The following is a 12919-nucleotide window of genomic DNA, read 5'->3' as shown; positions in this document are numbered from 1 at the left end:
GCCCCCATAAAATGCGTCGTCCCCCGCGCCCCCAATCGTGCCGTTCCCCGCGCCCCGATTCATGTGGGCCGGAGGTGCCAAAGTGATGGGTGATTCGGAAGGGTTCGGTCCGCATACACCGATTGTGAGGTGGACGCATCCGCCGTATGGGCGGAGAGACGGGTTCCAGGCGATTGCGCGGCGCCCTTGGCGGCAATACGTAACGGTATGTCGAGCCGCGGCCGGGAGGCTGGAGCATGAGCATCTGGTGGTCACTCCATTTGCGGCGTGAGGCTGCGAGCGTGCCGCTCGCCCGGCGGCTGCTGATCGGCACGATGGAGACGGCGGGCGTCGACCCGGACGTGTCCTACGACCTCTCCATCGCCCTCAGCGAGGCCTGTGCCAACGCCGTCGAGCACGGCGGCGCGGTCGCGGCGGGCGGCACCTCCGAGGCGTACCGGGTCACCGCCTACCTCGACGGCGAGAAATGCCGTATCGAGGTCGCCGACTCCGGCCCCGGGTTCCCCCACCGCCACCCGGTCCGCCCGGCCCACACCGACGACGAGAACGGCCGGGGCCTCGGCCTGATCCGCGAACTCGCCGACCACGTCCACATCGGCAACAAGCCGGGCCGCGGCGGCGCGGTGGTCAGCTTCGACAAGATCCTCAAGTGGCGCGACGACGCGCCGCTGGTGGCGGTGTAGCCGCCCGCTCCGGCGCGCCCGCGTCCGCACGGGACCGCTCGCGCCCGCGTCCGCGCGAGACCGATCGCACGCCCGGCGCGCCCGCCCCCGCCGCGCCCCCTCCCTCAGATCTGATGCGGCTCCAAGTCCCGGCCCACCCGCTGCCAGGAACGGACCAGCGCGGTGACCTGGTGGGTGGTGCCCAGTAGCTGGGAGAGCCGGGTCACCATCTTCTTCTGGAGCCGGTCGGCCTCCTCCGTGCGGCCGGTGTCCCGCAGGGTGATCGCCAGATTGCCCGTGCCGACCAGGACATCGGGGTGGTCGGGGCCGAAACGCTCGCGGAGCCCTTCCACGGCCTGGCGTTCCCAGTGTTCGGCGCGCTCGTGCAGGCCCAGGTCGCCATAGGCGTTGGCCAGGTTGAGGGCGGCGGACAGGACGGCCGGATGGTCGTCGCCGAGGGTCGCCGCCAGGCTGTCGTGGGCGTGGCGGCTCAGTTCCTGCGCCTTCTCCGCGTTCCCCAGGACCCGGTGGTACATGGCGAGGTTGTTGAAGCAGTACATGGTGAACGGATGCTCGGCGCCGAACGAGTCCCGGTACCCGTCCAGCACCTCCTCGACCTGCCGGACCGCCCGCGCGGGACCGTCCTCGGGATCGGTGACGAAGTAGTCCGCGGCGAGGTTGAGCCCGCAGGCCAGGACCTCGGGGATGGTGCTGCCGTAGCGGTCGTGGTAGCGGGCGTACGTCTTCCAGGTCTCCTCCGTGATCAGCAGCGCTTCGGCGATGCGGCCCGCCTTGCGCAGCGAGACCGCGAGGCTCTTGTCGGCCTGCAGCACCTCCGGCACCCCTGGGTTGAACACCTGCTCGAATCCTTCGCGCACCTCGCGCAGCAGCTCCGCGGAGGTCCGGTAGTCCCCCAGGTCGCGCAGGTCCCGCGCGTGGTGACCCTTGGTGGCGAGGGTGTAGGGATGCGTCGGGCCCAGCAGGGCGGTACGGCGGCGGACCGTGTCCTCGGTGAGGCGGCGGGCGGTCTCGCTGTCGCCGCCGAGCCGGAAGTCGATGGCCAGGTTGTTGGCGGCGGACAGCGTGCGCCCGTGGTCCTCGCCGAAGATCTCCTTGAAGCCCAGATGGATCCGCAGGTCCAGTTCCAGGGCCTCCTTGTAGCGGCCCAGCGCCCTGTAGTCGGCGGCGAGGCTGCCTGAGGCGATGAGGATGCTCGGGTGCCCCTCACCGAAGAGCCGTCGGCGGCCGTCCAGGGTGCTTTCGTCCATGGCCCTCGCGGCCTGGTACTCACCCTGGGCGCGCAGCACGTTGGCCAACTGGAAGCGGAGGTTGAGAATCTGCTCGTCGTCCACTTCCGCGAACTCGGTCCATTTTTCGTCGAGTTGGGTGGCCAGGGTCCGCGCGGCGTGCAGTTCGCCACGCCTGCCCAGGTAGCGGACGCGGTCGACCATCAGCTGGCGTGGCTCCTCCTCCGCGCACTCGCGGATCTTCGAGGGCGTCAAATGCGGCCAGATCACCTCGAACCCGAGCCACTGTGCGGGATCGTCCACGGCGCCCTCGCGCGGCCGGGCGGCGGCGAGAATGCGGTGCACCTCGTGCATGGTCTGCATGTACCGCTCGTCGTCCAGGCTGTCCCGCACCGCCGCCTGCACCAGGCGGTGCACCTGGATCGAGTTGTCGGCCGAGTCGACCTTGGCGAGGGCGAAGCGGTTCAGGGCCTGGGTGACGCGGCCGAGCATGTAGCGGGCGCGCAGGTCCCGGTCGTACGGGAGCAGGGCGTCGATCATCGCGTCGCTGCTGATCAGGGACATCGAGATGGGCTCGGCCGAGAAGAAGGCGCACAGTTCGAGCAGCCGGGCCGCCGCCGGGGACTCCTCGCGCAGCCGGGTGATGGAGATGTTCCAGGTGACGCCGACGGAGGACGGGTACTCGACGGCGTCCACGGCCTCCTGCACGGACAGCACCCGGGTGGACTGCTCCCGCAGCTGCTCGATGTACTCCTGCACCGGGGTGGCCGTCGCCTCCAGCCAGGCCGCCGCGACCTCCACGGCGAGCGGCAGGTCGCCCAGCGCGTCGGCGACCCGGTCCGCGTCGGCCTCGCGCAGCCCGGGGACCCGGCGGCACAGATGCTCCACGCTCTCCTCGCGGGTGAAGACCTCCATCTCCAGCGACTGGACCAGGGTCGAGCCGGGCCGGGCGCGGGTGGTGACCAGGATGTGGCCGTAGACGTGGTCCCGCAGGGCCCCGATGTGATCCGGGAAGAGGTGCGACGCCCGGTCCAGGTCGGGGACGTTGTCGAAGATCAGCAGCCAGCGCGCGCACGGATTCCCCTGCCGGAGCGCCGCCATGGCCGCCTCGGCCGCCTCGGAGACGTCGTCGCCGACGGGCAGGCCCAGTTCCCGGGCGAGGGCGGCCACCTTCGGCGGGACCAGGTCCGGCTGTTCGGCGTCGATCCACCACACCAGGTCGTAGTCCGCCTTGAACCGGTGGGCGTACTCGCGGGCCAGCTGGGACTTGCCGACCCCGCCCAGGCCGTGCAGCACCTGCGGCAGCCGCTGTCCGGAGCGGCCGCTGACCAGGCGCTCCCGCAGCCGGTCCAGGATCGGGGAGCGGCCGGTGAACCACGGGTAGCGGGGCTGGACGTTGGAGATCCGCGTCCCGGTGTTGGGGAAGCGCGCGGCGGCGCCGGGCGCCGCGGGCAGCACGTCCGGGTGGTCGAGGCCGGTCAGCAGCGTGGTGTACGCCCGCTCCTCGTCCAGTCGGCTCAGGTCGATCGCGCCCCGGCCGGACTGCGGGAGGCCCAGCCGGACGTCGTCGACGCGCACCGCCACCGGCCGGTTCCGCGGTCCCCGCCCACCGACGCGTACGGCGTCGTCCCAGGCCCGGCGGGCCCGCCGGGAGTTGAGGAAGGCGTGGGAGACCACGGCGAGCAGCCGCTCCGAGCCGTCGGACGTGTCCTCGCCGCCGGTCCCGTCCCGGTCGTCGTCCCGCGCCAGCGCGTCGGCGTCCTGCGGCAGCGCCCGGACGTCCATGGGCGTCACCTCGAACCCGGCGTCCCGCAGCACCGACTCCAGCCAGTCCACCCACATCCGGTCCTCGGAGACGTAGTACAGCACCAGCCGGGAGACCGGCAGCGGCCGCCGCCGGGTGTAGGCGGCCTTGTACCGGGCCCGCTTCTCCTCGCCGATCAGGGGCAGCCGGGTGACCCGGCCCTCGGTGACGACGGAGGTGACCCGTTCGCAGGCGCTCAGCATCGAGTTGGCCGTCGTCGGCGGGTCGCCGAAGGCCGCCAGGATCTCCTCGTAGGCGTAGTACGGCTGGTAGAGGACCTCCATCGACGACCAGTAGTCGGTGAGCCGCTCGCCCGCCAGACCGGCCGGCAGCCCGGCGAAGCGCTCCCGGGCCAGGGCGCGCCCCGCGTCGAGCTTGTCCTTCTCGCCGAGGTCGATGCGCATGGCGAGCGGCAGGACGCGGATGCCCTTGTGACCGAACCGCTCCCGGATGTCCTGGGCGACGGCGGCGGCGCCCTCGATGCTCTGGCTGCTGAGCGTGTAGCAGACGACCAGGGTGTTGGGCATCTGCACGGTGCAGATGTCCGCGAGGTCGCTGAGGCCGGTGCGGCTGTCGATCAGGGTGTAGTCGTAGTGGCGCCGCATGTCGGAGCGCATCGCGTCGAAGAACTGGCCGCCGCCGTAACTGGCGTAGAAGAGCTCCCAGTCCAGGTTGCCGACCAGCGGGTAGTCGTCCTGCCTGCGCCCGGCGGACAGGAAGTCCAGGCTGCCGCCCTCGGGGAACGCCCAGTCGAGGGTGAGCGCGTGGGGCCGGACGCGGGCGTGCCGGCGGTGCCAGTCGGGGGCGCGGTCGGGCAGGTCGTGCAAGGCCTGCCGCCGGTAGTCGTCGATGATGTTGATCAGTCCGGGTGTCGCCCGGAGCATGGCGGGGTTCAGGAACGGGTGGAAGAACTTGTGCAGGCCCGGCGCCTCCAGATCCCAGTCGACGACCAGGACGCGGTGTCCGTTCGCGGCCAGGATCCACGCCACGTTCGCGAGCGTCATGGTCCGCCCGGTGCCGCCCTTGTACGAGTAGAACGTGATCACCGTGCCGTTGCGGTTCTCCGTCATGCGCCTGCCGTCCTCCGCCCGTCCGACCTGCCCTTGCCGTACGCCCGTACGCCCCGGTGGCACCGGGCCCTAGCCGCCCAGATCCGCCGGGCCCCTCAGCCGCGGAGGTCCGGTGCGGGGTCCCATCGGCGGAAAGGTCCGCGCGTGTGCCTCGTAGGAGGCGACGGCCTGCTTCACGGCCGTCTGCAGTTCGTTCCCGAAGGCGTCCAGGGTGCGGATGCCACCGTTGAGGGTCCGGTGCCCGCTGCCCTCCGTCGTACGGGTGGCCAGGGCCTTCTCCGTGAGTACCGTCAGCCTCTTGTCCCGGGCCGACCCGGCATCGTCGTCGCACCGGGGGATCATCACGCTGATCCACGGCCGCTGTTCCTCGCACAGCCGTTCCATCAGCTCCCGGCCCCGGGCGGAGCCGAGCGCCCACCGGTCGAGCAGGAGCAGTCCGGGCGCCCGGGGCGGGCCGGGGCCGAGCAGGCGGTCGGCGTCCTTCTCGAAGTCCCCGATGTTCACCTTGTAGTCCATGGTGCGCACCAGGTCGGCCGCGTGTTCGCCGAGCGGCCGGGCCGAGGCCGGGTGGTACGGGTTCCAGTCGCGCGGCAGTGGGCCGTAGCAGTCGGGCGCGCGGCCCGGCGGCAGGTCGGCGCGGGTGCAGGCGAGGACCGAGATGTCGAACTCCGGGGGATGTCCCAGGGCGCCGAACGCGCTGGGCAGCGACTCGTACTCGTCGTACACCTGCCCCTCGTCCAGCTCGGTCGCCTTGGCCACGTGCACGATCTGCTTGGCCAGCCGGTACAGGGCCCGCTCGTACTCGTCGCGGAGGTAGCGGAGTTTGGTCAGCCCGTAGAACCCCTCCTCCGCGTAGTCCTGGCCGAAGGACACGTGGTTGAACTGGAGATCCCTTGCCGCGTACGGCAGTTGGGCGAGTTCCACGGGCACCCATAACGCGGGGATGATCGCGTGCCCCCGGGCCTCACCGCCGCGCGCCCGGTGGTGAATCTGCCGCTGGGTGAAGGCCCACCACTCCCGGCCGCACTGCTCGCTGCGGAAGTAGCGCGGCGAGTACAGCGGCACGAACACCTTGCAGCGCGCGAGGTTCTCCGACAGCTCGTCCGTCCAGCGGGTGCCGACCGCCATGCCCTGGTCCAGAAAGCCTGCCTTCGCGCCCCGCGGCAGATCGGTCATCTGCATGATGTGCGCGCACAGCCCGTCGTACAGCTTTTTCACCCAGATGTCCGGATCGAGGTCACCGGCGTCGTTTCGCGGCGTGTGCGCATAACTGAGGAAGAAATAAGGGCTTCCGCCGCCCCTGGCCGCATCTCCTCGCACCCATGCCCCCTGATGCCCGGTGACTTTCCTCAGTGTAGGAAGAGCGCGGCGGCACGTGGAATATGACGAACGGGCTCAATGTCGCGGCGGCCGAACGGTCCGCCGGTGCTCCTCCGCCGCCCGCCGGGCCGCCCGCAGGGCGTCCGCGCTCACCGCGTCCCCGGCCAGCGCCTCCCGGAGCCCGGCGACGAACCGCTCCCCGTCCCCCGTCAGCGCCTCCGACTTCGCCAGTGTCTCCACGGCCTGAGCCGTCTGGTCCCGCCACCGCGAGAACCGCACCTCCGCATCACGGCCGCCCCCGCCCCGCCACCGCGCCCGCCAGAAGTCCACCACCGCCAGATGTGCGTACGTCCCCTGCAACAGCCCCTCCAGAGGGCGGGGGTCGGCCCGCCAGGGCGCGTAGAACAGCGTCTCGCAGGCGGGGTCGTGAAGGTCCACCAGATCCAGTACCGCCCCCAGCTTCACGTGCTGGAACTCATGGACGAGCAGCAGCGCCAGCGTCTCCGGTGCGGCCGGCCGGGCGATGGCCACCGCGCCGAAGGCGTCGCGGGCCGCCGAGCTGATGTCGGCGTTCTCGGGCGAGGGCAGCAGCGGGGTGATCACACGGAGCCCGGCGGCGATTCCCGGGGCGTACTCGGGCAGTTCGCGGCGTATCCAGGCCCAGGCCGCCGTCAGGTCGGCCCGCCATGCCTCGGCCTCGCTCTCGGTGAGCCGGGGGTGCGCCGGGTGGCCGTGGCAGTCCCGCCAGGGGTCGGTGTCCTCCAGGGTGACGGACCAGCCGTCCAGGTCGAACCGCCGACTCCCCTGCCAGGCGGGGACCTTGGCGCCCGTCCGGGGCATCGTGTACGTCCGGCCGCCCGCGTGGACCGTGCAGCCGTCGGCGTCCGTGCGGACCACGGCTTCTTCGGTTCCCGCGTCCATCGTCAGCGTCCCGAGGGTGGGCAGGCGCAGCAGGCCGTCGCGGACCGGGACGACGACCGTTTCCGGGCGACCGGCGCGCGCCGCGGCGGCCGCGGCGATCTCCGCGACCCCACGAACGGCCGTCGCGGCCGCCTCCGCGTCGCCGCCGAGGGAGCGGAGGGCCCAGGTCCGTACATAGGGGTGGGCCAGGACCCGGTCCACCGACTCGGGTGCCTCGCTGTCGAGGACGGTCAGGGTCCGCCAGGCGTCCTCGCCCTGCGGGGTGTGCGCCGTCTCGTGCCACACATGTCCCAGCAACTCGCGGACCAGGGCGAGCTGGTGGCGGGCCAGCAGGTCCACGGTGGCGGCCGTGCCGCGACCGGTGGCGAGTTCGGTGAGGTGGTGCTCTGCGAGCGCCGGCCGGACGGACTGGTCGGTCATATGACGGTCCCGGAGTTCGGTGATGAGGGACAGCAGATCGGAGCAGTACACGGACGGGTTGAGGAATCCGCTGCCGTCGGACCGGTACCGGTGGGCGTAGAGGCCGCCGCCGCAGGAGCGCACGACCGGACAAGCACGGCACTGTTCGGCCAGCCCGTCGAGCCCCTGCTGCCGGGCCACGATGCCCGGGTGCGCGGCCACCTCGTCCAGGGAGTGGGCGAACACGTCCAGGCCGGTGGCGGGGGCGCCGTCGTGCGCGGTCTTCAGGGAGTCGGCCTGTTCGAAGGTCCCGTCGGTCTCGATCACGGCGAGGTCGGCCGGGGCCAGCCCCAGTGACTCGGTCAGGCTGCTGTCGCCGCGCAGGGTCCGCAGGACGGAGTCGAAGACGCGGACGTCCATGGTGCGGCCGGTCGCGGTCCAGCGGTCGTGGACGGCCAGCAGCCAACGCGCGTACGCCGTGCCGTCGCCGTCGTCGGCCGGGCGCTGCGGCGGCTCGTCCCAGGTGGCGTGCGGGAGGAGGAAGTCGACGCGCGGCGGGGCGAGTTCGGCGAGCGCGTCATGGACGGCGACGGGGTCGTTGCGCAGGTCGATGGTGCAGAGGATGCCCGCGAAGAGGTGCCGGTAGCGGGGCCGGCCGAGCAGGGCGATGCCCTTGAGGACCCGGTCGTGGCTGCTGCGTCCGTCGGCGTAGCGGCGGTGCAGGTCGTTCGCGGCCCGGTCGCCGTCCAGCGAGACGCCGACCTTGATCCCGAACTCCGCGAACAGGTCCAGGAACCGCTCGTCGAGCGTGACGGCGTTCGTGTGGATCCGCAGATCCAGCTCGCACACGCCGTCGAGGGCGGCGGTCAGTGCGGTGGCGGCCCCGCGCAGTCGGGTCCGGCCGGCGAGGAGGGGTTCGCCGCCGTGCAGCACGACATGGACGGCGTCCAGCCCATGGGTCTTCGCGTGCTCGGCGATGCGTTCCGCCGTGGTGCGCAGGACCTCGTTCGACACCACCAGGGGCCGACCGCGCCAGCTCTGGTCCGCGTGTTCGTACACGTAGCAGTGGTCGCAGGCGAGATCGCAGCGACTGTGCATCTTCAGCACGAACTGGCGTAGCGGCAGGTGCGGTCGGCCCATGACGGACATGCGGGTGTCGTCGCGTTTCGGCGGCTGTCAGACGGAGGACTGGAAGGCCGCCACCGCGACCCTTCCCGGGCTCCTTCGTTCGACGCCGTTCGATACGGCGCGGGCCAGAGCGGGCGACAACGCGCCGCTGCTCTGCGCCGCCAACCGCACCAAGGACACCCGCTCGGGACCGTCGGCGGCCGTAGTCCCTGACTCTGCGGCCGTGGGGTCGAGGGATGCGTTCATGGGGACCTCATCAATCTGTGCGTGGAAACTGACGGGGTTGCGGAGTCTTGCGGCTCAATGAAGCAGATGCCGACAGGAATTGCTCACTCGTGCACCGACCGCAGAAGAAGTTAGCGGCCGACGGGACGAACGGTGCCGAATGTTCGGTCGTCCACTGATCGCGACCAGAACATAGCCGACGCCGAGGAGTGCTTCGGACGGCAACACAAGCCTCGTCCGCATTCGGGTCGGCAAACGTGAGAACCGTCTCACCGTCCGCCAGGAGCACGGCGGTTGGGCGTCAGAGGTGACATGCCGGGCGGCTTCAGCGTTCTCAGCACTCCGGCGCCGCGCCCTCGCGGTGACCGGAGGGACGGTCGCGGCCGACAGGCTCGCGGTCGCCGGCTACAGGCCCGCCTTCGCTGACGAGACGACGACCACGACCGAGACGACGACCACGACGACGACCACGGCGGAGGCCACGAGCACCAGCGGCGCGCGCATGACGCTGATGTCGAGCGTCACCGACGGGCCGCCGGGAACCCCCCGCCCCCCTGACACCGGGCGCGACCCATGCCGTCAAGGGGCGCGGGGCTGTGCTGGATCTGCGGCTACCGCCGCGTGGGCGCGACCGGCCCCCACTCACCCGCAGACGAACAGGCCCCGCCTTACCCCCGCGCACCTCTCGACGAAGCCATCCACGCCTCGACCTCGTCCGAGCGGCGAGGCAACCCGGCGGACAGATTCCGGTTGCCGTCTTCCGTCACCAGGATGTCGTCCTCGATGCGGACGCCGATGCCCCGGTACTCCTCGGGCACGGTCAGGTCGTCCGCCTGGAAGTAGAGGCCGGGTTCGACGGTGAGGACCATGCCGGGCTCCAGGGTGCCGTCGACGTACGACTCGGCGCGCGCGGCAGCGCAGTCGTGGACGTCCATGCCGAGCATGTGCCCGGTGCCGTGCAGCGTCCACCGGCGCTGCAGCCCCAGCTCCAGGACCCGCTCCACCGGCCCTTCGACGAGCCCCCACTCGACCAGCCGTTCGGCCAGCACGTGCTGGGCGGCCTCGTGGAAGTCGCGGTACTTGCCGCCCGGCTGCACGGCGGCGATACCGGCCTCCTGGGCGTCGTACACGGCGTCGTAGATCTTCTTCTGGATCTCGCTGAACGTGCCGTTGACCGGCAGGGTGCGTGTGACGTCGGCGGTGTAGTACGTGTGCGTCTCGACGCCCGCGTCCAGCAGGAGGAGGTCGCCGGAGCGGACCGGGCCGTCGTTGCGGACCCAGTGCAGCGTGGTGGCGTGCGGGCCGGCGGCGCAGATGGAGCCGTAGCCGACATCGTTGCCCTCGACCCGGGCGCGCAAGAAGAACGTTCCCTCGATATAGCGCTCCGACGTGGCCTCGGCCTTGTCCAGTACACGGACGACGTCCTCGAAACCGCGCACGGTCGAGTCGACCGCCTTCTGCAGTTCGCCGATCTCGAACGCGTCCTTGACCAGCCGCGCCTCGGACAGGAAGATTCGCAGCTCCTCGTCGCGCTCGGCGGTGACCTTGTCGGTGAGCGCCGCCTCGATACCGGCGTCGTGGCCGCGTACGACCCGGACCGGGCCGGTGGCCTTGCGCAGCGTGTCGGCGAGTTCGCGCACGTCGGCGGCGGGGATGCCGTACAGCTGCGCCGACTCGGTGAGCGAATGCCGGCGCCCCACCCACAGCTCACCCTGGCCGGACAGCCAGAACTCGCCGTTCTCGCGGTCGGAACGCGGCAGGAGGTAGATCGTCGCCTCGTGCCCGTCACCCACCGGCTCCAGGACCAGTACGCCGTCCTCCGTCTGGTTGCCGGTGAGGTACGCGTACTCGACCGACGCCCGGAAGGGGTACTCGGTGTCGTTCGAGCGGGTCTTCAGGTTGCCCGAGGGGACGACCAGGCGCTCGCCCGGGAAGCGTGCGGAGAGCGCGGCGCGACGGGCGGCGGTCTCGGCGACCTGCGCGATCGGCTCCAGCCCGTGCAGCTCGGTGTCGGCCCAGCCCGACTTCATGTTCTCGGCCAGCTCGTCGGAGACGCCCGGGTACAGGCCGTTCTTCCGCTGCTTGATCGGCTCCTCGGCTTCGGTCGCCTCGGTCTCCGGGATCGCCGGCTCGAGCTCGTCCGCCACGGTCATCCTCCTAGGTACGGCACTGGACCTCGTCCATCGTACGGTCGCACCGAAGGGGGCCCGGGAGGGCCGAAGCACCTCTTACGACGGGTCACCGAGCCCTTACGCGAAGCAGCCGCGAAGACTCGGCCACCCCCGCGCGCGAAGCGACCACGGAGGTCCGGCGCACCACACACGGCACCCGCCCGGCCGGTGTCCCTACTCGAACCGCGCCGCCAGCAGCACCACGTCCTCCGCGCCGCCCGCAGCGTCGAGCCCGTCCGGCAGAACGGTCCGCAGCACGTGGTCGGCGGTCGCGCCGGGGTCGGTACGCAGGGCCCGGGGGACGCCGGCCGCGGCCGCGTGGAGGCGGGCGAAGGCGCGGTCGGCGGGTTCACCGGTGCGCTGGAGGAGGCCGTCGGTGTACAGCAGGACGGTTTCTCCCTGCTGAGCGGTCAGCTCGACGCTGGGCGCCTCCCAGCAGGCGAGCATGCCGAGCGGCGCCGACAGGGACGTCTCCACGTACTCGGTGCGCCGTTCGCCGATCACCAGCGGCGGGCTGTGCCCGGCTCCGGCCAGCGTGATCTTGCGCAGCGCGGGCTCGACGTAGGCGAAGAGCGCGGTGGCGGAGCGGGCGGGTTCGGTGAGGCGCAGCAGCAGTTCCAGGTCGGAGAGGACCGCGACGGGGTCCTCGCCCTCCATCACTGCGTACGCGCGCAGCGAGGCGCGCAGCCGGCCCATCGCGGCGATCGCGCTGGACCCGGACCCGCTCACCGAGCCGACCGCGAGGCCGAGCGCGGCGTCGGGCAGCGGCAGCGCGTCGTACCAGTCGCCGCCGCCGCGCGGTCCGGTGCGGTGCCGGGCGGCGAGCTGGACGCCGGCGACCCGGGGCAGCCGGGAGGGGAGCAGTTCCTCGGCGATCGTCGCCATGCACGCGCGCGTGCGCTCGACCTCGACGAGCCGCGCCAGATGCTCGGCGGCGTACCGCGTGTAGAGCCCGACGAGGTGCCGCTGCCGCTCGACCGGCTCCGCGGGCTCGTCGTAGAGCCAGACGGCGGCGCCGAGCCGGCCGGCCGCCTCGGAGGACAGGGGGAGCGCGTAGCTCGCCGCGTATCCGAGCCGAGCCGCCACCTCGCGGTGGCGGGGGTCGAGCCCGTCCTCGGCGAACAGGTCGGGCTGGGCGATCTCGCCGTCGCCGCCCGGCAGTCCGTCGAGGATGCGGCCGTACGGCAGGGAGCTGCGCGGCACGGTCTCGATGTGCCCGAGATCGGCGCGGCCGAGGCCGAGGCCGATGGTGGTGTCCGGGCCGAGTCCGTCGCCCGGTTCCAGGACGACGAGACCGCGGCGGGCGCCGACGAGGGCGGCTCCGGCGTGCAGGGTTTCCTTCAGGGCGCTGTCGAGTGAGTTCGTGCGGGTCAGACGTTCGGTGAGTTCGTGCAGCGTCGTGAGGTCCGAGACCCAGCCCGCGAGTCTGTCCTGCAGAACGGCCCCGGGAGCGGTGTCCGGTCCTGTGTCGGGAGTGGCCGGTGGGGTACCCGGGGCTGCGGGCGCGGGCGCGACAGTGTGTGCGGGGGAGGGAACCGTTGAATCGATTCCAGCCACTTTCGGAGGGTGAGGGGCGTTCATGGTGTCCGGCTTTCCGACCGGTGCGTATTGCTCAAAAGCATCGCAAACCCCCATGTCATTCTGCGCCGCTAGCAGTGTCTCCACATGTACACGCACTCGTGAGGGGATGTCCAGCATTGTCCTGCTGGGATATCTGGTGTCCGTGAGGCGCCGTTGGACTCCAGTCCCCTTCTTGTCCAGTCCTTCGGAAAAGGAAAAGTTGGCCGGAAAGTGTTGTGGTGAACGGTGTATTGAGGTCGACTGGCCTTGTTCAACAGAGCGTCACAGCGGTCGTGATGGGTACGTACTCGGTGAAGACCAGGGGTGGCGAGGCCACCCGGAACCTGGCGACGGAACCGGGCGTCCTATCCACCGACGACCGAGCCCCATCCTCCCGTGGCGGAGGCGGCGA

General features: G+C 71.5%; 7 protein-coding genes. 1 reads left to right on the top strand and 6 read right to left on the bottom strand.

Annotation, left to right across the window (positions count from 1 at the left end; all coding sequences use genetic code 11):
• Positions 1 to 236 precede the first annotated feature (236 nt).
• A complete protein-coding gene (locus JIX55_RS25690) occupies positions 237 to 683 on the top strand; it encodes an ATP-binding protein (RefSeq protein WP_257565635.1) in 447 nt (148 codons plus the stop codon).
• A gap of 104 nt (positions 684 to 787) precedes the next feature.
• Here JIX55_RS25690 and fxsT read toward each other — a convergent pair whose 3' ends face one another.
• From fxsT to JIX55_RS25655, 6 genes are all read right to left on the bottom strand, one after another.
• Positions 788 to 4783 carry an FxSxx-COOH system tetratricopeptide repeat protein gene (gene fxsT, locus JIX55_RS25685; RefSeq protein WP_257565634.1) on the bottom strand — a complete coding sequence of 1332 codons (3996 nt, stop codon included), beginning with the start codon at positions 4781 to 4783 and terminating at the stop codon, positions 788 to 790.
• Positions 4784 to 4852: 69 nt separating this feature from the next.
• A complete protein-coding gene (locus tag JIX55_RS25680) occupies positions 4853 to 6103 on the bottom strand; it encodes a TIR-like protein FxsC (protein WP_257565633.1) in 1251 nt (416 codons plus the stop codon).
• A gap of 75 nt (positions 6104 to 6178) precedes the next feature.
• On the bottom strand, positions 6179 to 8572 hold the full coding sequence (locus JIX55_RS25675) for an FxsB family cyclophane-forming radical SAM/SPASM peptide maturase (protein WP_257565632.1): 2394 nt from the start codon (positions 8570 to 8572) through the stop codon (positions 6179 to 6181).
• A 27-nt stretch (positions 8573 to 8599) separates the two neighbouring features.
• Complete coding sequence (fxsA, locus tag JIX55_RS25670) at positions 8600 to 8797, bottom strand: FxSxx-COOH cyclophane-containing RiPP peptide (RefSeq protein ID WP_257565631.1); 198 nt, start codon at positions 8795 to 8797, stop codon at positions 8600 to 8602.
• Positions 8798 to 9444: 647 nt separating this feature from the next.
• The gene (locus tag JIX55_RS25660; RefSeq protein WP_443046521.1) at positions 9445 to 10929 is read right to left on the bottom strand and encodes an aminopeptidase P family protein; all 1485 of its coding nucleotides are present in this window, start codon (positions 10927 to 10929) and stop codon (positions 9445 to 9447) included.
• 192 nt (positions 10930 to 11121) lie between these two features.
• On the bottom strand, positions 11122 to 12645 hold the full coding sequence (locus tag JIX55_RS25655) for a PP2C family protein-serine/threonine phosphatase (RefSeq protein WP_257565629.1): 1524 nt from the start codon (positions 12643 to 12645) through the stop codon (positions 11122 to 11124).
• Positions 12646 to 12919: the final 274 nt, after the last annotated feature.

This window comes from Streptomyces sp. DSM 40750, assembly GCF_024612035.1.
In the GTDB taxonomy this organism is placed as follows: domain Bacteria; phylum Actinomycetota; class Actinomycetes; order Streptomycetales; family Streptomycetaceae; genus Streptomyces.
This window is presented reverse-complemented; position numbering and strand designations above follow the sequence as displayed.